The organism is Pantoea sp. B270 (genome assembly GCF_018726825.1).
In the GTDB taxonomy this organism is placed as follows: Bacteria; Pseudomonadota; Gammaproteobacteria; order Enterobacterales; family Enterobacteriaceae; genus Pantoea; species Pantoea dispersa.
Genome location: NZ_JAHCSX010000001.1, coordinates 2,446,052 through 2,472,291, shown reverse-complemented (window position 1 = coordinate 2,472,291; position 26,240 = coordinate 2,446,052). Strand labels below are relative to the sequence as shown.

At 58.4% G+C, this 26,240-nt stretch carries 20 protein-coding genes and 1 riboswitch; of the genes, 14 read left to right on the top strand and 6 right to left on the bottom strand.

Translation table 11 applies throughout. From position 1 onward, the window contains the following. Positions 1–121: 121 nt before the first annotated feature. Positions 122–2,320, bottom strand: a complete 2,199-nt coding sequence (gene priA, locus KOL70_RS11845) for a primosomal protein N' (protein WP_215480694.1) — start codon at positions 2,318–2,320, stop codon at positions 122–124. A 276-nt stretch (positions 2,321–2,596) separates the two neighbouring features. Between priA and rpmE the strand changes: the two genes are divergently transcribed. Beyond that, complete coding sequence (rpmE, locus tag KOL70_RS11840) at positions 2,597–2,812, top strand: 50S ribosomal protein L31 (RefSeq protein WP_021506837.1); 216 nt, start codon at positions 2,597–2,599, stop codon at positions 2,810–2,812. Between the two features lie 77 nt (positions 2,813–2,889). Here the strand turns inward: rpmE and metJ are convergent, their stop codons facing one another. Next, entirely contained in the window at positions 2,890–3,207 is a 318-nt protein-coding gene (gene metJ, locus KOL70_RS11835; protein ID WP_007885403.1) for a met regulon transcriptional regulator MetJ, read from the bottom strand. Positions 3,208–3,486: 279 nt separating this feature from the next. Here metJ and metB point away from each other — a divergent pair, with 279 nt between their 5' ends. The 3 genes from metB to metF all read left to right on the top strand — a co-directional run bounded on the left by metB (position 3,487) and on the right by metF (position 8,193). Continuing rightward, a complete protein-coding gene (metB, locus tag KOL70_RS11830; RefSeq protein ID WP_021506836.1) occupies positions 3,487–4,647 on the top strand; it encodes a cystathionine gamma-synthase in 1,161 nt (386 codons plus the stop codon). A gap of 2 nt (positions 4,648–4,649) precedes the next feature. Beyond that, a complete protein-coding gene (locus KOL70_RS11825; RefSeq protein ID WP_021506835.1) occupies positions 4,650–7,082 on the top strand; it encodes a bifunctional aspartate kinase/homoserine dehydrogenase II in 2,433 nt (810 codons plus the stop codon). Positions 7,083–7,296: 214 nt separating this feature from the next. Next, positions 7,297–8,193, top strand: coding sequence for a methylenetetrahydrofolate reductase (gene metF / locus KOL70_RS11820; RefSeq protein WP_215480693.1), 897 nt, complete (start codon positions 7,297–7,299; stop codon positions 8,191–8,193). Between the two features lie 76 nt (positions 8,194–8,269). Here metF and ppc read toward each other — a convergent pair whose 3' ends face one another. Beyond that, positions 8,270–10,921: a phosphoenolpyruvate carboxylase gene (ppc, locus tag KOL70_RS11815; RefSeq protein WP_031279588.1), complete on the bottom strand. Its 2,652-nt coding sequence runs from the start codon at positions 10,919–10,921 to the stop codon at positions 8,270–8,272. Between the two features lie 249 nt (positions 10,922–11,170). Continuing rightward, on the bottom strand, positions 11,171–12,319 hold the full coding sequence (gene argE / locus KOL70_RS11810) for an acetylornithine deacetylase (RefSeq protein WP_215480692.1): 1,149 nt from the start codon (positions 12,317–12,319) through the stop codon (positions 11,171–11,173). Between the two features lie 167 nt (positions 12,320–12,486). Between argE and argC the strand changes: the two genes are divergently transcribed. The 6 genes from argC (at position 12,487) to oxyR (ending at position 19,161) form a co-directional block, all read left to right on the top strand. Next, positions 12,487–13,491: an N-acetyl-gamma-glutamyl-phosphate reductase gene (argC, locus tag KOL70_RS11805; protein ID WP_021506831.1), complete on the top strand. Its 1,005-nt coding sequence runs from the start codon at positions 12,487–12,489 to the stop codon at positions 13,489–13,491. An 18-nt stretch (positions 13,492–13,509) separates the two neighbouring features. Then, the gene (argB, locus tag KOL70_RS11800; protein ID WP_021506830.1) at positions 13,510–14,286 is read left to right on the top strand and encodes an acetylglutamate kinase; all 777 of its coding nucleotides are present in this window, start codon (positions 13,510–13,512) and stop codon (positions 14,284–14,286) included. 14 nt (positions 14,287–14,300) lie between these two features. Next, a complete protein-coding gene (locus tag KOL70_RS11795) occupies positions 14,301–15,518 on the top strand; it encodes an argininosuccinate synthase (protein ID WP_021506829.1) in 1,218 nt (405 codons plus the stop codon). Between the two features lie 75 nt (positions 15,519–15,593). Next, on the top strand, positions 15,594–16,973 hold the full coding sequence (gene argH, locus KOL70_RS11790) for an argininosuccinate lyase (RefSeq protein WP_215480691.1): 1,380 nt from the start codon (positions 15,594–15,596) through the stop codon (positions 16,971–16,973). 100 nt (positions 16,974–17,073) lie between these two features. After that, positions 17,074–17,949 carry an Ig-like domain-containing protein gene (locus tag KOL70_RS11785; RefSeq protein ID WP_215480690.1) on the top strand — a complete coding sequence of 292 codons (876 nt, stop codon included), beginning with the start codon at positions 17,074–17,076 and terminating at the stop codon, positions 17,947–17,949. A gap of 294 nt (positions 17,950–18,243) precedes the next feature. Continuing rightward, on the top strand, positions 18,244–19,161 hold the full coding sequence (gene oxyR, locus KOL70_RS11780; protein ID WP_021506826.1) for a DNA-binding transcriptional regulator OxyR: 918 nt from the start codon (positions 18,244–18,246) through the stop codon (positions 19,159–19,161). On the opposite strand, the gene sthA is transcribed toward oxyR, so the two are convergent. Continuing rightward, entirely contained in the window at positions 19,144–20,544 is a 1,401-nt protein-coding gene (gene sthA / locus KOL70_RS11775; RefSeq protein WP_021506825.1) for a Si-specific NAD(P)(+) transhydrogenase, read from the bottom strand. The two genes, oxyR and sthA, sit on opposite strands and share 18 nt — an antisense overlap. A 193-nt stretch (positions 20,545–20,737) precedes the next feature. Between sthA and fabR the strand changes: the two genes are divergently transcribed. Then, the gene (gene fabR / locus KOL70_RS11770) at positions 20,738–21,382 is read left to right on the top strand and encodes an HTH-type transcriptional repressor FabR (protein ID WP_031279587.1); all 645 of its coding nucleotides are present in this window, start codon (positions 20,738–20,740) and stop codon (positions 21,380–21,382) included. An 18-nt stretch (positions 21,383–21,400) separates the two neighbouring features. Beyond that, complete coding sequence (locus tag KOL70_RS11765) at positions 21,401–21,757, top strand: YijD family membrane protein (protein WP_021506823.1); 357 nt, start codon at positions 21,401–21,403, stop codon at positions 21,755–21,757. Between the two features lie 35 nt (positions 21,758–21,792). Here KOL70_RS11765 and trmA read toward each other — a convergent pair whose 3' ends face one another. Then, positions 21,793–22,896 (bottom strand): tRNA (uridine(54)-C5)-methyltransferase TrmA, encoded by a 1,104-nt coding sequence (gene trmA / locus KOL70_RS11760; protein WP_215480689.1) that lies wholly within the window; start codon positions 22,894–22,896, stop codon positions 21,793–21,795. A gap of 112 nt (positions 22,897–23,008) precedes the next feature. Further along, positions 23,009–23,190: riboswitch (cobalamin riboswitch) on the top strand. Positions 23,191–23,258: 68 nt separating this feature from the next. Between trmA and btuB the strand changes: the two genes are divergently transcribed. Together btuB and murI are read left to right on the top strand one after the other, a co-directional pair. Further along, entirely contained in the window at positions 23,259–25,139 is a 1,881-nt protein-coding gene (gene btuB, locus KOL70_RS11755) for a TonB-dependent vitamin B12 receptor BtuB (RefSeq protein ID WP_058775572.1), read from the top strand. After that, positions 25,084–25,935: a glutamate racemase gene (murI, locus tag KOL70_RS11750; RefSeq protein WP_040679621.1), complete on the top strand. Its 852-nt coding sequence runs from the start codon at positions 25,084–25,086 to the stop codon at positions 25,933–25,935. Before btuB ends, murI begins: the two co-directional genes overlap by 56 nt. Positions 25,936–26,240: the final 305 nt, after the last annotated feature.

Sequence of the window (26,240 nt, the reverse complement as noted above, 5' to 3'; positions counted from 1 at the left end):
CGGCCCAGTGCCGGGACGGGCACTATTGTTAACCCAACGCCGTGTGAGGTTGTTACTTAATTTGCATAAAAATTGTGACTTGTGCGACTTTTTTCGATCTGGCTCGCAGATGTGGCGCTGCTTAACTCTCGGTGGGGTCGATATCCAGCGTCCATTTGACTTTGCGCGCGGCGGGCAGGGTGCTGACCAGCGGCAGTGAACTGCTCAGCAACTGCTGCAGCCGCTTGCGCGACGGATGCTGTAGCAGCAGTTGCCAGCGCCAGCGTCCGCTGCGCTTCGGTGCCAGCGCCGGCACCGGCCCCATCAGCCACATCGCCTCATCTTTGAGCGGGCTGGCTTCCAGCAGGTTACGCAGCTGCGTAAGGAACTCCGCCGCCTGCGCGTTATCCAGATCTTCAGCGCGAAACAGTGCGTGGCTGGTCCACGGCGGCAGCTGCACTGACTGGCGCTCCAGCAGCGTCTGATCGGCAAACGCAAAATAGCCGCGATGCAGCAGCGTTTGCAGCAGTGGATGTTCCGGATGGTGCGTCTGTAGTAACACTTCGCCCTGCTTACCGGCGCGGCCGGCGCGGCCGGCGACCTGCGTGTAGAGCTGGGCAAAGCGCTCGGCGGCCCGGAAATCGGCAGAAAACAGCGCGCCATCGACATCCAGCAGCGATACCAGCGTCACGTCCGGGAAGTGATGGCCTTTGGCCAGCATCTGCGTGCCGACCAGAATGCGCGCTCCGCCGCGATGCACATCGGCCAGATGCTGCTCCAGCGCGCCTTTGCGGCTGGTGGTGTCGCGATCGATGCGCGACACCGGTACGCCAGGAAACAGCGTGCTGAGCTGCTGCTCCAGCTGTTCCGTGCCCACGCCGACCGGCAGCAGATGGGTGGAACCGCAGCCCGGACACTGATGCGGCAGCGGACGCTGGCTGTCGCAGTGGTGACAGCGCAACTGACGATGCTGCTGATGCAGCGTGTAATAACTGTCGCAACGCTGGCACTCCGCCAGCCAGCCGCAGTCGTGGCACATCAGCGCCGGCGAAAAGCCGCGGCGATTGAGAAACAGCAGAACCTGATTATCCGCCTGCAGGTGCTGGCGCATCTTGCCCAGCAGCGCCGGCGCAAGACCGCCTTTCAGTTGCTGTCCCTTGAGATCGATTAGCTGCTGCAGCGCCGGTTTGGCGTTACCGGCACGTTTGGTCAGGTTGAGCTGGCGATATTTACCGACACGCACGTTGTGCAGCGTCTCCAGCGCCGGCGTCGCCGATCCCATCACAATCGGCACATCTTCTTCGTGAGCGCGGAATACCGCCAGATCGCGCGCCTGGTAGCGCCAGCCCTCCTGCTGTTTGTAGGAGCTGTCGTGTTCTTCATCAATGATGATCACGCCCGGCCGCGCCAGCGGTGTGAACAGCGCGGATCGTGTGCCGATAACAATGGCGGTCTCGCCGCTGCGCGCGCGCAGCCATACCGCCAGACGCTCGCTGTCATTGAGCGCCGAGTGCAGCACATCAATCGGCGCATCGAAGCGTTCACGGAAACGAGCGATGGTTTGCGGCGTCAGGCCAATTTCCGGCACCAGCACCAGCGCCTGTTTACCGCGCGCCAGCACATTCTCCAGCACGCTGAGATAGACCTCGGTTTTACCCGATCCGGTAATGCCTGCCAGCAGCCACGCGGCGTAATGTTCATCCTCGCTGCGAATGGCGCCCACCGCCATCGCCTGATCGGTATTCAGCCGCAGCCGTTCACCTTTCACCGCGAAACTGGCGCGCCAGTCGTGCTGCTGTGGCGCATGTTCGCGCAGGTCGCACAGGCCTTTGGCACGCAATGCCTGCAGCGCGGCATCGGTAAAATCCTGCTCGCCGATCTGATGCCGATACAGCGGCCGCTGACGCAACGCCGCCAGCGCCTGCTGCTGTTTCGGCGCGCGCTTCAGGCTTTCCAGCGCCACTTCGCGCCCGGCTTCGTTCACCACCCACTGCCACAGCGGCGCTTCCTGGGCCGGTTTGCCCTGACGCAGCAGCACCGGCAGCGCATGGCTGAGCACTTCGCCGAGTGGAGAGTGATAGTAACCGGCGGCCCAGTTGAGGATGCGCCACAGCGCCGGCGAAAACAGCGAGCGGTCGTCGAGCAACGCATCAATCTGTTTCAGCTGGGCAAGGGGGAGATCGCTGGTGGCGCGTGTGCTAACCACGATGCCCGTCATTTTCCGGTTGCCGAACGGTACGTTCACGCGCGCGCCGGCCACCGGCTGCGGCGCATCGGCGGGCAGCAGGTAGTCAAACAGGCGAGGCAGCGGAACGGGCAGGGCAACCTGAACAACGGGCATGTCGATCTCTATCCGGTTCTGTAAAAAGGAGAAGTAGTGTACACGCTGGCGTCACCCCCGTCATACTTCAGCGCGCGGCGGCGCTGGCCGCAGGCGTTTACCCGGAGTGACAGAGCACGGCGCATTGCGCGGATTTGATCAATGCGCTCATTTTCTGTATACTATGCCGCCTTTGATGAGATGACTCGTCAAAGATACACCATTTATTAACCGCGTGTGGTGCTGTGCAGGTTCGCCTGGCACGGAGAGCGACACGGCCTTTTATGAGGTTCTCCCATGAAACAAGGTATTCACCCGAAATACGAAGCTGTGACCATCACCTGCTCTTGCGGCAACGTGATCAACACCCGTTCAACCATGACTGGTACCCTGAACCTGGACGTGTGCGGCAAATGCCACCCGTTCTACACCGGTAAGCAGCGTGTTGTTGACTCTGGTGGTCGTGTTGATCGCTTCAACAAGCGTTTCAGCATCCCAGGCAGCAAGAAATAAGATTATTTGCCGGCGAATCTTCACGATTCGGTTGCAAGAAAAAACCCAGCCTCGGCTGGGTTTTTTTATTTCTGGCCTCAGTATTCCCAGCTGTCGGGATCGATGCCCATCTCACGCATAATCTGTTTTGCTTCTTCCGGAATCTCGTCGCTGCGTTCTTTACGCAGATCAACATCATTCGGCAGCGGTTGCCCGGTGAAGGCATGCAAAAAGGCTTCGCACAGCAGTTCGCTGTTGGTGGCGTGACGCAGATTGTTCACCTGACGGCGGGTACGCTCATCCGTTAAAATCTTCAGCACTTTCAGCGGGATAGAAACTGTAATCTTCTTAACCTGCTCGCTCTTCTTACCGTGTTCAGCGTAAGGGCTGATATATTCGCCGTTCCATTCAGCCATGGGTTACCTTAATCAATAAAAAGTTGAATATGGGGAAATCCGTTGATTATGCCCGATTTTTCGATGCCTGACCGCTTAAACTGCCGGTTTTATGCTTACACATCGCGTTTCACAGGAAAGCGCGCTGAACACCAGGCGATGACGCGTAATTTTAGCGGGTATTGCGGCTTTGCTCAATCTATACGCAAAGACATTTAGATGTCCAGATGTATTGACGTCCAGTTGCGGAATGTTATTCTGTTGCCACTTTTTTATTACACTTCAGGAACAGTAAGCACCATGACGCGTAAACAGGCAACCATCGCAGTACGCAGCGGTTTGAATGATGACGAGCAATATGGCTGCGTTGTCCCACCGATTCACCTCTCCAGCACCTATAACTTCCTCGATTTCAACGAGCCGCGCGCGCATGACTATTCACGCCGTGGTAACCCGACGCGCGATGTGGTCCAGCGCGCACTGGCTGAGCTGGAAGGCGGCGCGGGCGCGGTGCTGACCAACACCGGGATGTCGGCGATTCATCTGGTGACGACGGTGTTCCTGAAGCCAGGCGATCTGCTGGTGGCGCCGCACGACTGCTACGGCGGCAGCTATCGTCTGTTTGACAGCCTGAGCAAGCGCGGCGCTTACCGCGTGAAGTTTGTCGATCAGGGCGATGAAGCGGCACTGGCGGCGGCGCTGGCGGAAAAACCAAAGCTGGTGCTGGTCGAAAGCCCGAGCAATCCGCTGCTGCGCGTGGTGGACATTGCGGCCATCTGCGCCGCCGCGCGTGCTGCCGGTGCGGTGAGCGTAGTGGACAACACCTTCCTCAGCCCGGCGCTGCAGAACCCGCTGGCGCTGGGTGCCGATCTGGTGATCCACTCCTGCACCAAATATCTCAATGGTCACTCGGACGTGGTGGCCGGTGCGGTCATCGCTAAAGATCCGGCGCTGGTCACGGAACTCGCCTGGTGGGCGAATAACATTGGCGTCACCGGCGCGGCGTTTGACAGCTATCTGCTGCTGCGCGGCCTGCGCACCCTGGCACCGCGCATGGCGGCGGCGCAGCGTAACGCACTGGCGATTGTTGATTACCTGAAGCAACAACCGCTGGTGAAAAAGCTGTATCATCCGTCTCTGCCAGAGAACGCCGGACACCAGTTTGCCGCGCGTCAGCAGCGCGGTTTTGGCGCCATGCTCAGTTTTGAACTCGACGCCGATGAGGCGCGGCTGCGCCGCTTCCTGAAAGCGCTGCAGCTGTTTACGCTGGCGGAGTCGCTGGGCGGCGTGGAAAGTCTGATTTCGCATACCGCCACCATGACGCACGCCGGCATGTCGGCGGACGCGCGTGCCGCAGCGGGCATTTCCGACTCGCTGCTGCGTATTTCTGTCGGAATTGAAGATCACGAAGATTTAATCGCCGACCTGGATAATGCATTCAGGATCGCAGCCGAGGGGTAACCATGACGATTTCAGCAGGCGCGGGAACGCCGATCAAGCAGTTGCATAAATTTGGTGGCAGTAGCCTGGCCGACGCGCGCTGTTATCAGCGCGTAGCCGGTATCATGGCCGATTACAGCCAGCCGGGCGACTTAATGGTGGTCTCTGCCGCAGGCAGCACCACTAACCAGCTGATCAGCTGGCTCAAGCTGAGCCAGAGCGATCGCTTATCGGCCCATCAGGTGCAACAGGCGTTACGCCGTTTTCACAGCGAACTGATCGCTGCACTGCTGCCTGCTGAATATGCAGAAACCCTGACCGCAGCCTTCATCCGCGATCTTGAACGCCTGGCGGCGCTGCTCGACGGCGCCATCACCGATGCGGTGTACGCCGAAGTGGTTGGCCACGGCGAAATCTGGTCGGCGCGCCTGATGGCGGCGGTGCTCAGCCAGCGCGATATCGAAGCGGCGTGGCTGGATGCGCGCGACTTCCTGCGTGCCGAACGTGCGGCGCAGCCGCAGGTAGATGAAGGCAAATCCTGGCCGCTGCTGCAGGCGCTGCTGGCGCAGCATCCGCATAAGCGTCTGGTGGTGACGGGTTTTATCAGCCGCAGCGAAGCGGGCGAAACCGTGCTGCTCGGCCGTAACGGCTCTGACTACTCGGCAACGCAGATTGGCGCGCTGGCGGGCGTGAACCGCGTCACCATCTGGAGCGACGTGGCTGGCGTTTACAGCGCGGACCCGCGCAAGGTTTCCGATGCCTGCCTGCTGCCGCTGCTGCGGCTGGATGAGGCCAGCGAGCTGGCCCGACTGGCGGCGCCGGTGCTGCACACGCGTACGCTGCAGCCGGTCTCCAACAGCGACATCGATTTACAGCTGCGCTGCAGCTATCAGCCGGAGCAGGGCTCAACGCGCATTGAGCGCGTGCTGGCGTCCGGCACCGGCGCGCGCATTGTCACCAGCCACGACGATGTCTGCCTGGTTGAGATTCAGATTCCCGATAGCCACGATTTTGCTACCCAGCAGAAAGAGATCGATCTGCTGCTGAAGCGCGCGCAGCTGCGTCCGCTGGCGATGGGTATCCATCCGGATCGTCGCCTGCTGCAGCTGTGTTACACCTCGGAAGTGGTCAACAGCGCCTTTAACCTGCTGCAGGACGCGGCGCTGCCCGGTCATCTGCAGCTGCGCGACGGTCTGGCGCTGGTGGCGCTGGTCGGTGCTGGCGTAACGCGTAATCCGCTGCACAGCCATCGCTTCTGGCAGCAGATCAAAGACCAGCCGGTCGAATTCGTCTGGCAGTCAGAAGATCACATCAGCCTGGTGGCGGTGCTGCGCGTCGGACCGACCCAGCACCTGATTCAGGGACTGCACCAGTCGCTGTTCCGCGCCGAGAAGCGCATCGGCCTGATTCTGTTCGGCAAAGGCAATATCGGCTCACGCTGGCTGGAGCTGTTCGCGCGCGAGCAGGAGACGCTGTCGGCGCGTACCGGGTTCGAGTTTGTGCTGGCGGGCGTGGCGGACAGTAGCCGCAGCCTGCTGAGCTATGACGGTCTCGACGCCAGTCGGGCGCTGGCCTTCTTTGATGATGAAGCCGAAGCGCGCGACGAAGAGTCGCTGTTCCTGTGGATGCGCGCGCACCCGTTTGACGATCTGGTGGTGCTGGACGTCACCGCCAGTGATTCGCTGGCGCAGCAGTATCACGATTTTGCCAGCCACGGCTTCCACGTCATCAGCGCCAATAAAGTGGCCGGCGCTGCCAGCGGCCAGAGCTGGCGTCAGGTACGCGATGCCTTCGCCAAAACTGGTCGCCACTGGCTGTATAACGCGACCGTGGGTGCCGGATTGCCGGTCAATCACACGGTGCGCGACCTGCGCGAAAGCGGCGACAGCATTCTGGCGATCAGCGGTATCTTCTCCGGCACGCTGTCGTGGCTGTTCCTGCAGTTTGACGGCACGGTGCCGTTCAGCGAGCTGGTCGATCAGGCGTGGCAGCAGGGCTTAACCGAGCCCGACCCGCGCGTCGATCTCTCCGGTCAGGACGTGATGCGCAAACTGGTGATTCTGGCGCGCGAAGCCGGTTACGACATCGAACCGGATCAGGTGCGGGTTGAATCGCTGGTGCCGTCACAGTGCGAAGGCGAATCCATTGACCACTTCTTTGAAAACGCCGACGAGCTGAACGAGCAGATGCTGCAGCGCTTCGAAGCCGCACAGGAGATGGGTCTGGTGCTGCGCTACGTAGCGCGTTTCGATGCCAACGGTAAAGCGCGCGTCGGCGTGGAAGCGGTGCGTCCGGAGCATCCGCTGGCGGCGCTGCTGCCGTGTGATAACGTGTTTGCTATTGAAAGCCGCTGGTATCGCGACAATCCGCTGGTGATCCGCGGGCCGGGCGCCGGCCGGGATGTCACCGCCGGTGCGCTACAGTCTGATATCAATCGTCTCGCCCAACTGCTGTAAACCTGCTGCGCAGACGGCGTCCGCTGTCTGCGTTTTTCCCTCTGCTTCCCCGTCAGGTGAATCCCTTTCACTTTGGTTGAATATTTGTCACGCCCGGCAAACAATTTTATGTTGACGCTAAGCTGAAGATCGTTCATTTTGTGCATCTGGACGTCTAAACGTATGGATGTTCGCGGTTCGCAAATTAATCGATATGTGATGATGAGGTAACAGGATGAGTTTCTTTCATGCCAATCAGCGCGAAGCGCTGAACCAGAGCCTGGCTGAGCTGAACGGGCAAATTAATGTCTCTTTTGAGTTTTTCCCGCCCCGCACCAGCGAAATGGAAGCAACTCTGTGGAACTCCATCGACCGCCTGAGCAGCCTGAAACCCAAATTCGTCTCGGTAACTTACGGAGCCAACTCCGGCGAGCGCGACCGCACTCACAGCATCATCAAAGGCATTAAAGAGCGCACCGGACTGGAAGCGGCACCGCATCTCACCTGTATTGATGCGACGCGCGATGAACTGCGCGCCATTGCGCGAGACTACTGGAATAACGGCATTCGCCATATCGTGGCGCTGCGCGGCGATTTACCACCGGGCGGCGGCAAATTAGACATGTACGGCAGCGATCTGGTGTCGCTGCTGAAAGAGGTCGGTGATTTCGACATCTCGGTAGCGGCCTATCCCGAAGTGCATCCGGAAGCGAAGAGTGCGCAGGCGGATCTGATCAATCTGAAGCGAAAAATTGATGCCGGCGCCAGTCGCGCGATCACCCAGTTTTTCTTCGACGTGGAGAGCTATCTGCGCTTTCGCGATCGCTGCGTGGCCACCGGTATCGACGTGGAGATCGTGCCGGGCATTCTGCCGGTCTCCAACTTTAAACAGCTGCAGCGTTTCGCCACCATGACCAACGTGCGCGTACCGGGCTGGATGAACGCCATGTTTGACGGGCTGGATGATGATGCGGAGACGCGCAAAATGGTCGGTGCCAACATCGCCATGGACATGGTGAAAATCCTGTCGCGCGAAGGGGTGAAGGACTTTCATTTCTACACGCTGAACCGCGCCGAGATGAGCTACGCTATCTGCCACACGCTGGGTGTTCGCCCGACGCTGGCGGCATAAGCGTGAAAGGATAAAAAAGAGAAGGGGGCCTCAGGGCCCCCTTTTTGCTGTGCGAGGCGTGATGCGCCGCCAGCCGTTAGCCGGTGTTACGCATGCCGGCCGCGACGCCAGCGATAGTGACCATCAGCGCCTGTTCTACGCGCGCATCAGGTTCGTCGCCGCGCTCTTCCTGCGCACGCGCACGCTGCAGCAGTTCCGCCTGCAGCACGTTGAGCGGATCGGTGTAGACGTTACGCAGCGCAATGGATTCGGCGATCCACGGCTGGTCCGCCATCAGATGCGCATCGTTCGCGATGGTCAGCACCGCTTTGATGTCGGCATCGAGCTGATCGCGCAGCTGTTTGCCGAGCGGCCACAGCGATTTATCCACCAGACGCTGATCGTAATACTCCGCCAGCCACAGGTCAGCCTTCGAGAACACCATCTCCAGCATGCCGAGGCGCGTGGCGAAGAACGGCCATTCGCTGCACATAGTTTCCAGCTGATCCTGATGGCCTTCGTCCATCGCTTTCTGCAGCGCCGCGCCGGCCCCCAGCCACGCGGGCAGCATCAGGCGGTTCTGCGTCCAGGCGAAGATCCACGGAATGGCGCGCAGCGACTCAACGCCGCCGGTCGGACGCCGTTTCGCCGGGCGCGACCCGAGCGGCAGTTTGCCCAGCTCCTGCTCTGGCGTCGCCGAGCGGAAGTAGGGTACGAAGTCCGGATTTTCACGCACATAGCCGCGGTACATGGCGCACGAATAGGCTGACAGACCGTTCATGATTTCCTGCCATTCGCGTTTTGGCTCCGGCGGTGGCAGCAGGTTGGCTTCCAGAATCGCCCCGGTGTAAAGCGACAGGCTGGCGATGGTGACTTCCGGCAGGCCATATTTGAAGCGAATCATTTCGCCCTGTTCGGTCACGCGCAGGCCGCCTTTCAGGCTGCCCGGCGGCTGTGACAGCAGGGCTGCATGCGCCGGTGCGCCACCGCGGCCAATCGAACCGCCGCGTCCGTGGAACAGCGTCAGGGTAATGCCGGCTTTGTCGCAGGTTTTAATCAGCGCATCCTGGGCCTGATACTGCGCCCAGCTGGCTGCCATCACGCCGGCATCTTTTGCCGAGTCGGAGTAGCCAATCATCACCATCTGCTTGCCGTTGATGAAGCCGCGATACCAGTCGATATTCAGCAGCTGGCTCATCACGTCATTGGCGTTGTTGAGGTCGTCGAGGGTTTCAAACAGCGGCGCCACCGGCATTGCGTAAGGGATGCCGGCCTCTTTCAGCAGCAGATGCACCGCCAGCACGTCAGACGGCGTTTTGGCCATCGAAATCACATAGGCGGCAATCGAGCCCTGCGGCGCTTCTGCCGCCACTTTGCAGGTATCCAGCACTTCACGCGTGTTGTCGCTGGGCTCCCACTGCCGCGGCAGCAGCGGCCGCTTGGAATTCAGTTCACGGATCAGGAACGCCTGCTTATCAGCTTCCGACCAGCTTTCGTAGTCGCCCAGTCCGAGATAGCGCGTCACTTCGGCAATCGCTTCGGTGTGGCGGGTGCTCTCCTGACGGATATCGATACGCACCAGCGGCACGCCGAAGCATTTCACGCGGCGCAGCGTATCCAGCAGCTGGCCGTTGGCGATGATGCCCATGCCGCACTGCTGCAGCGACTGGTAAATAGCAAACAGCGGTTGCCACAGCTGATCGTTTGAAACCAGCAGATCGGCCGGACGCGGCAGGCGCTCGCCCTTCAGGCGGCGCTCCAGATAGCTCTGGGTGCTCATCAGCTGGCTGCGGATACGTTTCAGAATTACACGATACGGCTCCAGCGCCTCCGCATCGCCACACAGTTCGCGCACTTCGTCGCTGCACTCGGACATCGACAGCTCGGACACCAGCACGCCGATGTCGCGCAGGAACAGGTCGGCGGCTTTCCAGCGGCTTAGCTGCATTACGTGGCGGGTAATCGGTGCGGTGACGTTCGGGTTACCGTCACGGTCGCCGCCCATCCACGAGGTAAATTTGATGGGCACGAAATCCACCGGCAGCTGGATGCCGAAGCTCTCTTCCACCTGCTGGTTCAGCTCGCGCAGAAACGCCGGCACGCCTTCCCACAGGCTGTTCTCCACCACCGCGAAGCCCCATTTGGCTTCATCTACCGGCGTCGGGCGATATTTACGGATCTCATCGGTGTGCCACGCCTGCGCCACCAGCTGACGCAGACGGCGCATGACCTGGTTGCGTTCGTAGTCGGTGATGTCACTGTGGTCGAGCTGCTGCAGACAGCTGTTCACTTCGCCCAGCTTGTGGATCAGCGTGCGGCGGGTAATTTCGGTCGGGTGGGCGGTGAGCACCAGCTCCAGCGACAGCTCCTCAATCGCCTGGCGGATGGCCGGCTCGCTGAGATCGCTCTGCTGCTTCAGGCGCTCGAAGGTTTTTTTCAGCAGCTCCGGATGGTTAGCACCGTCGCCGCTGCGCGAAATGGTTTGATACTGTTCTGCCACGTTGGTGAGGTTAAGGAACTGGCTGAACGCGCGCGCCACCGGCAGCAGCTCGTCGTTAGACAGGTTTTGCAGCGTGGAGAGCAGTTCCTTACGATGAGTGTCATTTCCTGCACGGGATGACTTAGAGAGCTTGCGGATGGTCTCCACCCGATCGAGGATGTTCTCTCCCAGTGCATCCTTTATCGTATCCCCGAGCAGTTTGCCGAGCATACTGACATTACTTCGCATTGCGGAATATTGTTCGTTCATGTGACCCTGACACCCTTATCGTCTTAAATATAAAACCTCTATACCCAACGGGCATAACATCGTCTTTTATCTAGCCACGGTTCTTCCTGTTCGTCAATTGACTTAAATTGCCGGTATCGTGCTGCTAACTATCGGAAATTCATCGAATTTAATTGACAGGAGGTGGGATAAGTTATTCTTATTATCAAATCCCGGATAATGACGGGGCAATTTGCTGATTTCGCAGTGAAATGCCCCATCTTTTAATCATCAATGGCAAAAATGCTGCACAACCTGAGTGATAAGCGCATGAGTCGGCTTAATAAATGCGGTATCAATAAACTCGTCTGGCTGATGCGCCTGATTGATGGATCCAGGCCCTAACACCAGCGTCGGGCACAACTGCTGGATAAACGGCGCTTCGGTGCAGTAATTCACCACTTCTGTCGGCACGCCCAGCAGCTTCTCCACCACTTTGACCAGTTCATGATCGGCCGGGCATTCGTAACCGGGAATCGGCGGATGCAGCTCACCGATAGTCAGACGGCCCGGCCAGCGCGCGCTCACCGGTGCCAGCGCTTCATTGAGTAAACCGTCGAGATCGCTCAGCGTCAGTCCCGGCAGCGGACGGATATCCATATGCAGCTCACAGCAGGCGCAGATGCGGTTCGCCGCGTCGCCGCCGTGGATATGGCCAAAGTTCATGGTCGGATATGGAATGGCGAAGCCGTCATGGTGATAGCGCTCTTTCAGCGTATTACGCAGCTGCATCAGCTGAGTAATGGATTCATGCATCAGCTCGATAGCGTTCACGCCGCGCGCCGGATCGCTGGAATGACCGGACTGACCCTGAATACGGATGGCGTGCGACAAATGGCCTTTGTGGGCGCGCACCGGTTTCAGCGACGTCGGTTCGCCGATGATGGCGCAGTCCGGCCGCAGCTGGGTCGATTCAGAAAAGTATTTCGCGCCGGCCATCGTGGTCTCTTCATCGGCGGTGGCGAGGATGTACAGCGGTTTGCTGAGCTTCGTCACGTCAACGTCACGCAGCGCATCAAGAATAAAGGCAAAGAAGCCTTTCATATCGGCGGTGCCTAAGCCGTACAGCTTGTTGTCGTGTTCGGTCAGGGTGAAGGGATCGCGCGTCCAGCGGCCATCGTCGTACGGCACGGTGTCGGTATGGCCCGCCAGCAGCAGGCCACCTGCGCCGCTGCCGCTGCGCGCCAGCAGGTTGAATTTGTGGCGTGTACCCGGCACCGGCTGGACTTCCACGCTGAAGCCGAGATCGCGGAACCAGCCCGCCAGCAAATTGATTAAAGTTTCATTGCTCTGATCCAGCGCGCTGTCGGTGGCGCTGATCGACGGTGTTGCAATCAGCTGGCGGTAGAGTTCGATAAAAGGTGGAATTTTTGTCTTCACTGTTGACGGTCCCTGGGTTAGGATGTATCAATATTAATGCATTAATAGTGAATAAAAATACATTAACGTCGTCTGCATGTGAACTGAAAAAAGCTGCAAACGGCATCGTGGGCAACGGGGCAATGCCGCGACCCGATACGTGTGACTGTAATAAGGTATACAGCCTGATGTTGAATACGCTGATCGTTGGTGCCAGTGGTTATGCTGGCGTAGAGCTTGCCACCTACCTGAATCGCCACCCGCATATGAACATAACCGCTTTGGCGGTTTCAGCGCAAAGCCCGGATGCCGGAAAGTTACTCTCCGATCTCCATCCGCAGCTGAAAGGCAGGGTCGATTTGCCATTGCAGCCGCTGGGTGATGCCGCAGAGTGGGCCGGCAAGGTCGATGTGGTGTTCCTCGCCACCGCACACGAAGTCAGCCACGATCTGGCCCCGGAATTCCTGAAAGCCGGCTGCGTGGTGTTCGACCTCTCAGGTGCGTTCCGCGTTAACGACGACGGCTTTTATCAACAGTATTACGGTTTCAGCCATCAGCACCAGGCGTGGCTCGACAAAGCCGTTTACGGCCTGGCCGAATGGAACCACGAGCAGATTAAAGACGCGCAGCTGGTGGCGGTGCCGGGTTGCTATCCGACCGCCGCGCAGCTGGCGCTTAAGCCGCTGATTAAGGCTGGCCTGCTTAATCCGGCTCAGTGGCCGGTCATCAATGCCACCAGCGGCGTCAGCGGTGCCGGACGTAAAGCCAGCGTCACCACCAGCTTCTGTGAAGTCAGCCTGCAGCCGTACGGCCTTTTCAATCACCGTCACCATCCGGAGATTGTGGCCCATCTCGGCACGCCGGTGATCTTCACGCCGCATCTCGGTAATTTCCCGCGCGGCATTCTGGAAACCATCACCTGCCGTCTGAACGCCGGTGTGAGTCAGCAGGATGTGGCGGCGGCGTTCCACAGCGCTTACCACGATAAACCACTGGTGCGGCTGTACGACAAAGGCGTACCGGCGCTGAAAGCGGTGGTTGGCCTGCCGTTCTGCGATATCGGCTTTGCCGTGCAGGGCGAGCACCTGATTGTTGTCGCAGCGGAAGACAACCTGCTGAAAGGCGCCTCCTCACAGGCGGTGCAGTGTCTCAATATTCGTTTCGGCTTCCCCGAAACGCTGTCTCTGATTTAACGGACGGATAACCTGACCATGAGCAATCCTCTGATCATTAAGCTGGGCGGCGTACTGCTGGATAGCGAAGAAGCGCTGGCGCGTCTGTTTGATGCCCTGCTGGCGTACCGCACGCAGTATCAGCGTCCGCTGATCATCGTCCACGGCGGTGGCTGCCTGGTGGACGAGCTGATGAAGAAACTGGCGCTGCCGGTGAAAAAGAAGAACGGTTTGCGCGTGACGCCAGCCGATCAGATCGACATTATTACCGGTGCGCTGGCCGGCACCGCCAACAAAACGCTGCTGGCATGGGCGAAGAAGTACGGCATTGGCGCAGTGGGTTTATGCCTCGGCGATGCCGGACTGGTGAACGTGGCACAGTTCGATGAGGAGCTGGGGCATGTCGGCAACGCCACGCCGGGCAATCCGCAGCTGCTCAATACGCTGCTGGATGCAGGCTATATGCCGGTGATCAGCTCGATTGGCATCACCGACGGCGGCGAACTGATGAACGTCAACGCCGACCAGGCCGCGACCGCGCTGGCGGCGACGATCGGTGCCGATCTGGTGCTGCTGTCGGACGTCAGCGGTATTCTCGACGGCAAAGGTCAGCGCATCGCCGAGATGACCGCAGCCAAAGCCGAGCAGCTGATTGCCCAGGGCATTATTACCGATGGCATGATTGTGAAAGTGCATGCGGCGCTCGACGCGGCGCGTACGCTGGGCCGCCCGGTGGATATCGCCAGCTGGCGTCATGCTGAACAGCTGCCAACCCTTTTCAACGGCGTGTCGATTGGCACCCGGATTCTCGCATAATCAAGGATTACGACATGAGCACGCAAAACATCAAAAAAATCGTTCTGGCTTACTCGGGCGGTCTGGATACCTCGGCCATCATTCCCTGGCTGAAAGAGAACTACGGTGGTTGTGAAGTGGTGGCGTTCGTGGCCAACATTGGTCAGGATCCGGCCGATCTGGAAGGCGTAGAGAAGAAAGCGCTGCAGTCGGGCGCGTCTGAGTGCCACGTGGTCGATCTGCGTGAAGAGTTTATCAGCGAATACGTTTACCCGGTGCTGCAGACCGGTGCGCTGTACGAAGGCACCTATCTGCTGGGCACCTCAATGGCGCGTCCTATCATCGCCAAAGCGCAGGTTGAACTGGCGCTGAAAGTGGGCGCAGACGCGCTGTGCCACGGCGCAACCGGTAAAGGCAACGATCAGGTGCGTTTCGAAACCACCTATACCGCGCTGGCACCGCAGCTTAAAGTGGTGGCGCCATGGCGTGAGTGGAACCTGCGTTCGCGTGAAGCGCTGCTGGATTACCTGAAAGAGCGCAATATCCCGACCACCGCGTCGCTGGAAAAAATCTACAGCCGTGATGAGAACGCCTGGCACATCTCGACCGAAGGTGGCGTGCTGGAGAGCCCGTGGAACGCGCCAAACAAAGATTGCTGGGTGTGGACCGTCGATCCGCTGGAAGCGCCGGATCAGCCCGAAAACGTCACCGTCAGCGTGGAGAAAGGCCAGGTTGTTGCGGTGAACGGTGAGAAACTGAGCCCGTTCCAGTGTCTGGAAAAACTCAATGCGCTGGGAGCGAAACACGGCGTAGGCCGGATTGATATCGTGGAAAACCGTCTGGTGGGCATCAAATCACGCGGCTGCTACGAAACCCCTGGCGGTACCATCATGGTCAACGCGCTGCGTGCGGTTGAGCAGCTGGTACTGGATCGCGACAGCTTCAAATGGCGTGAACAGCTGGGTCAGGAGATGTCTTACGTGGTGTATGACGGCCGCTGGTTCGCACCGCTGCGTCAGTCAATCCAGGCCGCTGCCGCATCGCTGGCAGAGCTGGTGAACGGGGAAGTGGTACTGCAGCTGTACAAAGGCCAGGCCACGGCGATCCAGAAAAAATCGGCGAACAGCCTGTACTCAGAAGAGTTTGCCACCTTCGGCGAAGACGAAGTGTACGATCACCGTCACGCGGGCGGCTTTATTCGTCTGTTCTCGCTCTCTTCACGCATTCGCGCGCTGAACGAGCAGAAGAAGTAATACCGGCGGCAGGCGACATATTTTGCAGGGGCGGCTTCGGGCCGCCCTTTGTTTAACAGATTCAGGAGCAAGCAGATGGCACTTTGGGGCGGACGTTTTTCGCAGGCGGCAGATCAACGGTTTAAACAGTTCAACGACTCACTGCGGTTTGACTACCGCCTGGCGGAGCAGGACATCATCGGTTCGGTGGCCTGGTCAAAAGCGCTGGTCACGGTAAACGTGCTGAGCAGTGAAGAGCAGCAGCAGCTGGAAGCCGCGCTGAATGCGCTGCTGGAAGAGGTTCGCGCCAATCCGCAGCAGATTCTGCAGAGCGATGCCGAGGATATTCACAGCTGGGTGGAAGGCAAGCTGATCGACAAAGTCGGCGCGCTGGGCAAAAAGCTGCACACCGGGCGCAGCCGTAACGACCAGGTGGCGACCGATCTCAAACTGTGGTGTAAAACGCAGGTGGCACTGCTGCTGGAAGCCACGCGCGAGCTGCAGTCAGCGCTGGTAGCCACGGCTGAAGCCAATCAGGATGCCGTGATGCCGGGCTACACCCACCTGCAGCGGGCGCAGCCGGTGACGTTTGCCCACTGGTGTCTGGCCTACGTTGAGATGCTGGCGCGCGACGAGAGCCGTCTGCAGGATACGCTGAAGCGGCTGGATGTCAGCCCGCTGGGCTGCGGTGCGCTGGCCGGCACTGCTTATGAGATCGACCGTGAGCAGCTGGCCGGCTGGCTCGGCTTCGCCTCTGCCACGCGTAACAGCCTGGATACCGTGTCAGACCGCGATCACGTGCTGGAGCTGCTGTCTGATGCCTCGATTGGCATGGTGCACCTGTCGCGCTTCGCCGAAGACATGATCTTCTTCAACACCGGTGAAGCCGGCTTTATTGAGCTGTCCGATAAAGTGACGTCGGGCTCATCGCTGATGCCGCAGAAGAAAAATCCGGACGCGCTGGAGCTGATCCGCGGCAAGTGCGGTCGCGTGCAGGGCGCACTGACCGGCATGATGATGACGCTGAAAGGGCTGCCGCTGGCGTATAACAAAGATATGCAGGAAGACAAAGAAGGGCTGTTCGATGCGCTCGATACCTGGCTTGACTGCCTGCATATGTCAGCGCTGGTGCTGGATGGCATTCAGGTGAAGCGTCCGCGCTGTCAGGAAGCCGCCGAGCAGGGTTACGCTAACTCGACCGAACTGGCCGATTATCTGGTAGCCAAAGGCGTGCCGTTCCGCGAAGCGCACCACATTGTCGGCGAAACCGTGGTGGAAGCGATCAAACAAGGCGTCGCGCTGGAAGCATTAAGTCTGGCGCAGTTTAAGCAGTTTAGCGCGGCGATCGGGGAAGATGTTTATCCGGTGCTGTCGCTGCAGTCTTGTCTCGATAAGCGTAACGCGCGCGGCGGCGTGGCACCACAGCAGGTGGCGCTGGCGATCGGCGAAGCGAAGCAGCGCTCAAACCTGGCGTAATGCGCGCCAGGAAATTTCTTTCGCAAAAAAGAGACAATTCTTGATCGGCCTGGCGTGAAGAGTTCTTAAAGTGTGCTCGCCGTTAATTTGGAGAACATAAATGAGCACTTCACGCTTTGGCTACCCTTTCTTTCCTCTGGAGCCGGCCGTTGAAAACCAGGTTCCTGTCACCTTCGATTCCGCCTCGGTGAATGACGGCGGTTTTATTGTCGATGGCGAGATCACCCGCGATACGCGCCCTGCGCTGAACGGCTATGCCGGCCGTGGCGTCACGCTTGAGTGTTACCATCACGGCGAGTTCGTGGGCAGCACGCTCAGCGATGCTCAGACCGGCTACTTCAGTTTTACGCTGCCTGCCGCGCTGGCGGGCGGGAGTCATCAGTTCATGGCACAGGTGGCGGCAATGCCGCAGAGCACCAGCGCGCCCTTCACGCTGATCGTCGAAGACGCTGGTTTTGTACCGGTCACGCTAACCGCCATGCACAGCGGCACGCAGTTTATCTGGCCGGAAGAGAGCACCACGCAAACCCAGCCGACCTTTTCCGGTAAAGGCCAGCCCGGCAGCCGGGTTGAGCTGTTTGATAACGATGAGCCGCTCGGCAGCGCGCTGGTCGATAGCGATCACAAATGGACCTTTACGCCGTCTCATGCGCTGGCCGCTGGCGAGCATCAGATCGTGGTGACATGCGGCGCAGGGAATGTCAGTGCGCCGGTCAGCCTGATCGTTGCGGATGATATTACGGGAGATGTGGCCCGGCCGGAGGCACTCAGCGGCCTGCATCTGCACGACCTGCTGGCCAGCGTGCCGGTTAACCTGTTCCAGGACGCGGAGCTTAACCCGGCCACGCAGCAGTATGAGCTGGTGCTGAATAATGACGATCTGCAGCAGGAGCTGACGCAGTCCGGTATCGTCGGCCACTCCCTGGTGCTGACGGAGCAGGATTTGCAGCAGTTGCTGGGTGATGTGCCACTGTGATGCAGAGGCAAAAAAAAGCGGGCTTTAAGTAGCCCGCCAACCTCTAGCTTCGGAATTACATATAGTTATAGGCACATCATCAAAGGGCTGGCACTCCCGGCCAACTCAGTGATTTCGTGAGCAGGTTGCAGGTGCTGCTCCAGATTGTTGTTGTTGCGTGTCTGCGTTAGCCGCTTTAACAATCTGTGGTCTTAATCAGATGGCCGGTATTATTCCTGTTCACCGCTTGATAGGGCTAATCGTTCATTGCTATTCTATCTATCGCCACGGGCTATCGTGGTTTGGAGGCTATCAATGAACATTCGTGATCTGGAATATCTGGTTTCGCTGGCGGAACATCGCCACTTTCGTCGTGCCGCTGATGCCTGTCATGTCAGCCAGCCGACCCTGAGCGGGCAGATTCGCAAGCTGGAAGATGAACTGGGTGTGATGCTGCTGGAACGGACCAGCCGTAAGGTGCTGTTTACTCAGGCTGGACTGCTGCTGGTGGATCAGGCGCGAACCGTGCTGCGTGAAGTGAAGGTACTGAAGGAGATGGCCAGCCAGCAGGGCGAAACCATGTCCGGGCCGCTGCACATTGGTCTGATTCCGACTACCGGTCCCTATCTGCTGCCGCATATTATTCCGATGCTGCATCAGACCTTCCCGAAACTCGAGATGTATCTGCACGAGGCGCAAACGCAGCAGCTGCTGGCACAGCTCGACAGCGGTAAGCTCGACTGCGCCATTCTGGCGCTGGTAAAAGAGAGCGAAGCTTTTATTGAAGTGCCGCTGTTTGATGAGCCGATGAAGCTGGCGATCTACCAGGATCACCCGTGGCACGATCGCGATCGCGTGCCGATGTCGGATCTGGCCGGTGAGAAACTGCTGATGCTGGAAGATGGTCACTGTCTGCGCGATCAGGCGATGGGCTTCTGCTTCGAAGCCGGCGCTGATGAAGATACCCATTTCCGCGCGACCAGTCTGGAAACGCTGCGCAACATGGTAGCAGCCGGCAGCGGTATCACTTTGCTGCCGTCGCTGGCGGTACCGAATGAGCGCGTGCGTGATGGCGTGTGCTATCTGCCGTGTTATAAACCGGTGCCGCAGCGCACCATCGCGCTGGTGTATCGTCCGGGATCGCCTCTGCGCAGCCGCTATGAGCAGCTGGCAGAAGCAATTAAAACCCACATGCAGGGTTACCTGGACCGTTCGTTAAAACAGGCGGTTTAAGCCGTTTAACGCCGCCACGCGGTAGGCTTCGGCCATGGTGGGGTAGTTGAAGGTGGTGTTCACGAAATACTCAATCGTGTTACCGCCGTTCTTCTGCTCCATGATGGCCTGGCCGATGTGAATAATCTCCGCCGCACGCTCGCCAAAGCAGTGAATACCCAGAATCTCTTTGGTTTCGCGGTGGAACAGGATCTTCAGGCTGCCGACGTGCATGCCGACAATCTGCGCGCGCGCCAGATGCTTAAACTGCGCACGACCCACTTCGTACGGCACTTTCATCGCCGTCAGCTGCTGTTCGGTTTTGCCGACGGAGCTGATTTCCGGAATGGTGTAGATCCCGGTCGGGATATCTTCAATCAGGTGCGCGGTGGCTTCCCCTTTGATGATCGCCTGCGCGGCAATGCGGCCCTGATCGTAAGCGGCAGAGGCCAGGCTCGGGTAGCCAATCACGTCGCCCACCGCATAAATGTGCGGCTGCGCGGTCTGATACATGCTGTTCACTTTCAGCAATCCACGGCCATCGGCTTCCAGCCCGACGTTTTCCAGCGCCAGTGAATCGGTGTTACCGGTGCGACCGTTCGCGTACAGCAGGCAATCGGCTTTGACCTTTTTACCGGACTTGAGGTGCATGATGACGCCATCGCTGACACCTTCAATCTTCTCAAACTCTTCGTTGTGACGAATCACCACGCCGCTGTTCCAGAAGTGATAAGAGAGCGAATCGGACATCTCCTGATCGAGAAACGCCAGCAGGCGATCGCGGGTGTTAATCAGGTCAACCTTGACGTTAAGGCCGCGGAAAATCGACGCGTATTCACAGCCAATCACGCCCGCGCCGTAAATGATGACGTGGCCAGGTTCATGATGCAGGTTGAGGATGGAGTCGGAGTCGTAAATGCGCGGGTGGGTAAAATCAACGTCCGCCGGATGATACGGGCGGGAACCACAGGCGATGACAAACTTCTCTGCGGTTAAGCGCTCGCGCGTGCCGTCTGGCTGTTCCACTTCGATGGTGTTGGCATCAACAAAATGGGCGTCGCCCTGATAAAGCTCACAGCGGTTACGCTCGTAAAAGCCCTGACGCATGGCAGTTTGCTGGCTGATGACGTTCTCAGTATGATTCAGAATGTCGGCGAACGAGGAGCGCAGGAGTCGGGTGTGATCGCTATAAAGAGGGTTTTGATTGAACTCGATGATACGGCTGACAGCGTGACGCAGAGCTTTCGAAGGGATGGTTCCCCAGTGAGTACAACCGCCGCCGATGTTGTGGTAGCGTTCGATCACTGCAATGCGCGCTCCCTGCTTCACCAGCCCCATCGCCGCACCTTCGCCGCCCGGACCGGAGCCAATCACAATGGCATCGTAATCGTAAGACTTTTGCATACCAGTACGTCCTATGTTTCTATACATTTTTACAACGAGATTCTAACATCTCGCCGCGCACATCTGAATTCTAACAGCGTAAATTGGCAAAGATTGACAATCAGTGAGGTTAACAGGCGGTCACAAACTTTGCGCCGCTGTACGCTGAAAAGTTTGTTATAGTGCCTGCCTGATTACTCACAAGGCCGGGAAAATGGGCGTTCGAGCGCAACAAAAAGAACGTACACGACGTTCACTGATTGAAGCGGCATTCAGTCAGTTAAGTGCAGAAAGGAGTTTTGCCAGCCTGAGTTTACGCGAAGTGGCACGCGAAGCCGGCATTGCACCGACCTCGTTTTACCGTCACTTTCGCGATGTGGATGAACTCGGCCTGACGATGGTCGATGAAAGTGGCCTGATGCTGCGCCAGCTGATGCGCCAGGCGCGCCAGCGCATTGCCAAAGGCGGCAGCATCATTAAAACCTCGGTTGCCACGTTTATGGAGTTCATCGGGAACAATCCCAACGCTTTTCGTCTCTTACTACGCGAGCGCTCCGGCACCTCAGCGGCTTTTCGTGCGGCGGTCGCGCGGGAGATTCAGCACTTTATCGCTGAACTGGCCGACTACCTTGAGCTGGAAAACCGCATGCCGCGCAGCTTTACCGAAGCGCAGGCGGAAGCGATGGTGACGATTGTGTTCAGCGCCGGCGCGGAAGCGCTGGATGTGGATATCGAACAGCGGCGCAAACTGGAAGAGCGTCTGGTGCTGCAGCTGCGAATGATCGCCAAAGGCGCGTATTACTGGTATCGCCGGGAGCAAGAGCGCCTGGCGGTTACCCTGGAAACCCCCGAAGAGTAATGTGATAAGGATAATGAAATGATTGAGCAAAACCCTCGCGATAAAGGAACGCTGTTACTGGCTTTTATCACCGGTTTAGCTATCAACGGCTCCTTTTCGGTGCTGTTCAGCACCTTTGTTCCCTTTTCGATTTTCCCGCTGATCGCCCTTGGCCTTGCCGCGTGGTGTCTGCATCAGCGCTATCTCAACCGCAATATGCCGGACGGCATGCCTTCGCTGGCGGCGGCATTTTTTCTGCTGGGGATCCTGGTGTACAGCGCGCTGGTGCGTGCCGAATATCCGGATATCGGGTCTAACTTCATCCCGACCATTCTGATGGTGGCGCTGGTGTTCTGGATCGCCATGCGCTTCCGCCGCAGCAAGAACAAGCACTGAAAACAATCACGGGAACCGCAGGGTTCCCGTTTTTTTTAGGCTTTTCGCGTCAGTAACACACCGCATTCCATATGGTGGGTGTAAGGGAACTGGTCAAACAGCGCCAGCCGCGTGATGTTATGCGTGGCACTCAGTACGCTGAGGTTGTCGCACAGCGTCTGCGGATTACAGGAAATATAGAGAATACGCGGATAGGCCTGCACCATCTTCACCGTCTCGTCATCCAGCCCGCTGCGCGGCGGATCGACAAAGATGGTCTCGCACTGATAGTTATTGAGATCGATGCCTTCCAGACGGTTAAAGCTGCGCACGCCGTTCATCGCCTGGGTAAACTCTTCGGCCGCCATACGGATAATTTGCACGTTGTCGATGTGGTTGGCCGCGATGTTGTACTGCGCCGAAGCCACCGACGGTTTGGCGATTTCCGTCGCCAGTACGCGGCGGAAGTTACGCGCCAGCGCCAGCGAAAAGTTGCCATTGCCACAGTACAGCTCCAGCAGATCGCCGCGCGAATCTTGCGTCACGTCCAGCGCCCACTCCAGCATCTGAATATTCATCGCCGCATTCGGCTGGGTGAAGCTGTTCTCCACCTGACGATAGATCATCTCCTGGCCGGCCACCGGCAGGCGCTCATCGACGTAATCGCGATCGAGGCAGATTTTGGTTTTCGTGGCACGGCCAATCAGCTGCACATCAAACCCTTCTGCACGCAGGCTATCGCGCAGCGCAGTCGCGGCTTCGGTCCAGTCGGCTTCCAGCTTGCGGTGATACAGCAGTGAGATCACGATCTGGTTGCTGAGGGTGGAGAGATAATCGATCTGGAACAGTTTGAAACGCAGCGCGCGATTATCGCGGATCGCGGCGATCAACTTTGGCATCAGCGTGTTGATCAACTGGCTGGCCGCCGGAAACTGATCGACGCGGATACGCTGTTTGGTCTCTTGATCGAAGATGATGTGATAGAGATCGTCACCGTCGTGCCAGATGCGGAATTCGGCGCGCATACGATAGTGGCTGACCGGCGAGCGGAACACCTCCACGTCGGGCGCTGCGTAGGGGGCCATCATCGCCTGTAAGCGGCTGACTTTTTCCGCCAGTTGCGCGTCGTATTGTTCAATCGGGAGTTGTTCGGGTGTCATCTTCAATCCTGGTGTTAAGCCTGCCTGCCGGGCGATTGTAGGCATTCACCTGCTGATGTCCAGCCCCAGACGGTGCAGGAAGGCTGGCAGTCTGGATTTCCGGCCTTCTTAAACGTAGACTGCGGCTGCCGGCCTCCTTGAGTTAAAAGGGAATCCAGTGTGAATCTGGAGCTGACGCGCAGCGGTAAAAGAATGTCGTGGTGATCGCAATTGCAGACACTGTCCTCGCGGATGGGAAGTCTTCACCACTTATGATTCCCAGCCCGAAGACCTGCCGGTGTGACGTCGCAATTTCTGAGATCATCGCGTGCTATCGATCCCGGACCTGCGGCATCCTGCTTCGTCTTTTGGATGCTATAACAATGAAAACAACACACGCTTCGCTGTTTGCCTTTAGTGCAACGGCGTTGTCGCTCTGGGCGCAATCTGGCTACGCGCAGCAGAATGATGATACGCAAATCGTTACCGCCAACCGGTTTTTGCAGCCGGTTTCCTCCGTTCTCGCGCCGACGACAGTCGTGACCCGCGACGATATCGATCGCTGGCAGGCTAAAAGCCTGACGGACGTCATGCGTCGCCTGCCTGGCGTGGACATCGCGCAGAACGGTGGCCTCGGCCAGTTGAGCTCGCTGTTTGTGCGCGGCACCAACTCCAGCCACGTACTTATACTCATCGACGGTATCCGGCTAAACCAGGCGGGTGTGTCCGGATCGTCTGATTTAAGCCAGATTCCGCTTTCTCTGGTCCAGCGCATCGAATATGTGCGCGGTGCGCGCTCGGCGGTGTATGGTTCCGATGCGATTGGCGGCGTGGTGAACATCATCACCGGTCGTGATAAGCCGGGCACGACGCTGAGCGCGGGCGTGGGCTCGAAAGGCTATCAAAACTATGAAGGTTCTACCCAGCAGCAGCTGGGCGCAGCCACGACGCTGACCATGGCGGGCAACTACACCTATACGCGCGGCTATGATGTGGTGGCAAACCTGCCGGATGTGTATGGCGATCCGGCGCAGAAAGATCGCGATGGCTTCATGAACAAGACACTGTATGGCGCGCTGGAGCACCAGTTCAGTGATGGGCTGAGCGGCTTTGTTCGCGGCTACGGTTTTGACAACCGTACGGCCTACGACGGCACCTACAGCTACGATAACAGTTTTAACATCAACGGATTAAACGATACCCGCCAGCTCTACAGCCAGACCTGGGACAGCGGCTTGCGTTACAGCAACGACATTTATTCGACGCAGCTGATCGCCAGCTACAGCCGCAGCAAAGACTATAACTATGATCCGCGTACAGGCCGCTACGGCCCGTCGACCACGCTGGATGACAGTAAGCAGTACAATGTGCAGTGGGGTAATACGTTGCAGGTGGCGCAGGGCAGCGTAAGCGCGGGCGTGGACTGGCAGAAACAGACCACGGAACCCGGCACGGCTTACGTGGCTGACAGTACTGAGCTGCGTAACACCGGCATTTATGCCACCACCCAGCAGCAGCTGGGCAGCGTAACGCTGGAAGGCGCGGTACGCGGTGACGACAACAGCCAGTTTGGCTGGCACGGCACCTGGCAGGGCGGGGCGTCATGGGCGTTTGTTGATGGCTATAGCGTGTTTGCCGATTACGCGACGGCGTATAAAGCGCCTCGTCTCGGCCAGTTGTATGGTTCTTATGGCAACAGCGACCTGAAGCCGGAAGAGAGTAAACAGTGGGAAGCGGGCTTCTCTGGCCTGACCGGGCCGGTAAACTGGCGCGTATCCGGTTATCGTAACGATATCGATAATCTGATTGATAGCGATCCCACCACGTATATCTATTACAACATCGATAAAGCGCGCATTAAGGGCGTAGAAGCCACGGCGTCGTTCGATACCGGTCCGCTTAGCCATCAGATTTCTTACGATTATGTTGATGCGCGCGATGCTGAAACCGATCAACCGCTGGTGCGCCGTGCGAAGCAGCAGGTGAAATACCAGCTCGACTGGACGATTTATGAGTTTGACTGGTCACTGACCTATCATTATCTCGGCGATCGCTATGATACGGATTACAACCACTCCTTTACCCCGCAGCGCGTCAAACTGGGCGGTGTAAGTTTATGGGATCTGGCAGTTTCGTATCCGGTCACATCACAGCTCACCGTTCGTGGTAGAATTGCCAACCTGTTCGATAAAGACTACGAGACAGTGTATGGCTATCAAACTCCAGGAACGGAGTACTATCTCAGCGCCAGCTACAGCTTCTGATCTGCGCCCCACCGTGCTGGTGTTTGACTCCGGCGTCGGTGGGCTCTCCGTCTATGATGAGGTCCGGCAACTGCTGCCGGGCCTGCACTATCTCTATGCCTTCGATAATGCCGGCTTCCCTTACGGTGAAAAAAGCGAAGAGTACATTGTTGAGCGGGTCGTAGCGGTGGTGGAGGCTATCGTACAGCGCGTGCCGCTGGCATTAGTGGTCATCGCCTGTAACTCCGCCAGTACTGTATCCCTGCCAGCGTTGCGTCAGCGCTTTGAATTCCCGGTTGTCGGCGTCGTGCCTGCGATTAAACCGGCGGCCCGTCTGACGCGTAACGGCGTGGTCGGCCTGCTGGCCACGCGTGGCACGGTGAAACGGCCTTACACCCATGAGCTGGTGGCGCAGTTTGCGCGCGAATGTAAAATCGAAATGCTGGGCTCGGCGGAACTGGTCGAACTGGCGGAAGCCAAACTGCACGGAGAAACGGTGTCGTTGGACGATGTGCGTCGCGCAGTACAACCGTGGCTGCGTATGAAAGAGCCGCCGGATACCGTGGTGCTGGGTTGTACCCATTTCCCGCTGTTACGTGAAGAGCTGCAGCAGGTGTTGCCTGACGGCACCCGGCTGGTGGATTCGGGCGCAGCCATTGCACGGCGCACCGCCTGGTTGTTAGAGCACGAAGCGCCTCAGGCGCGTTCCAGCGGACAGAATGTGGCATTTTGTACGCGCATGGATGACGAAGTGGTGCAATTATCACCGGTTTTGCAGCGTTATGGCTTCCCGCTGCTGGAAAAACTGGCGATTTGACGGGCTTTCGCCGAAAAAAACAGCACTCGAAAATTAATTTGCATTTAGCCCTTGTCAGCCCGAAAGAACTCCCTATAATGCGCCTCCACTGACACGGCACAACGGCTTACGAAGCGCCCTGTTAGTGAGGTGGCCTTTCACGGCAACCTTCAGAAAAGCAAAAATAAATGCTTGACTGAGAAAGCGGAAGGCGTAATATACGCATCCCGCGCCGCTTGAGAAATCGCGGCACCGCTCTTTAACAATTTATCAGACAATCTGTGTGGGCACTCGCAGGATTGATATCACAAGCCTACGGGCTTTAA

Bases quoted from the DNA above. Each gene is read 5' to 3' on its own strand.
- KOL70_RS11785 (WP_215480690.1), top strand. From the start codon at position 17,074: ATGAGCACTTCACGCTTTGGCTACCCTTTCTTTCCTCTGGAGCCGGCC.
- priA (WP_215480694.1), bottom strand. From the start codon at position 2,320: ATGCCCGTTGTTCAGGTTGCCCTGCCCGTTCCGCTGCCTCGCCTGTTT.
- argH (WP_215480691.1), top strand. From the start codon at position 15,594: ATGGCACTTTGGGGCGGACGTTTTTCGCAGGCGGCAGATCAACGGTTT.
- murI (WP_040679621.1), top strand. From the start codon at position 25,084: ATGGCTATCAAACTCCAGGAACGGAGTACTATCTCAGCGCCAGCTACA.
- KOL70_RS11765 (WP_021506823.1), top strand. From the start codon at position 21,401: ATGATTGAGCAAAACCCTCGCGATAAAGGAACGCTGTTACTGGCTTTT.
- ppc (WP_031279588.1), bottom strand. From the start codon at position 10,921: ATGAACGAACAATATTCCGCAATGCGAAGTAATGTCAGTATGCTCGGC.
- metF (WP_215480693.1), top strand. From the start codon at position 7,297: ATGAGTTTCTTTCATGCCAATCAGCGCGAAGCGCTGAACCAGAGCCTG.
- fabR (WP_031279587.1), top strand. From the start codon at position 20,738: ATGGGCGTTCGAGCGCAACAAAAAGAACGTACACGACGTTCACTGATT.
- metB (WP_021506836.1), top strand. From the start codon at position 3,487: ATGACGCGTAAACAGGCAACCATCGCAGTACGCAGCGGTTTGAATGAT.
- trmA (WP_215480689.1), bottom strand. From the start codon at position 22,896: ATGACACCCGAACAACTCCCGATTGAACAATACGACGCGCAACTGGCG.
- KOL70_RS11795 (WP_021506829.1), top strand. From the start codon at position 14,301: ATGAGCACGCAAAACATCAAAAAAATCGTTCTGGCTTACTCGGGCGGT.
- sthA (WP_021506825.1), bottom strand. From the start codon at position 20,544: ATGCAAAAGTCTTACGATTACGATGCCATTGTGATTGGCTCCGGTCCG.
- rpmE (WP_021506837.1), top strand. From the start codon at position 2,597: ATGAAACAAGGTATTCACCCGAAATACGAAGCTGTGACCATCACCTGC.
- btuB (WP_058775572.1), top strand. From the start codon at position 23,259: ATGAAAACAACACACGCTTCGCTGTTTGCCTTTAGTGCAACGGCGTTG.
- argB (WP_021506830.1), top strand. From the start codon at position 13,510: ATGAGCAATCCTCTGATCATTAAGCTGGGCGGCGTACTGCTGGATAGC.
- KOL70_RS11825 (WP_021506835.1), top strand. From the start codon at position 4,650: ATGACGATTTCAGCAGGCGCGGGAACGCCGATCAAGCAGTTGCATAAA.
- metJ (WP_007885403.1), bottom strand. From the start codon at position 3,207: ATGGCTGAATGGAACGGCGAATATATCAGCCCTTACGCTGAACACGGT.
- oxyR (WP_021506826.1), top strand. From the start codon at position 18,244: ATGAACATTCGTGATCTGGAATATCTGGTTTCGCTGGCGGAACATCGC.
- argC (WP_021506831.1), top strand. From the start codon at position 12,487: ATGTTGAATACGCTGATCGTTGGTGCCAGTGGTTATGCTGGCGTAGAG.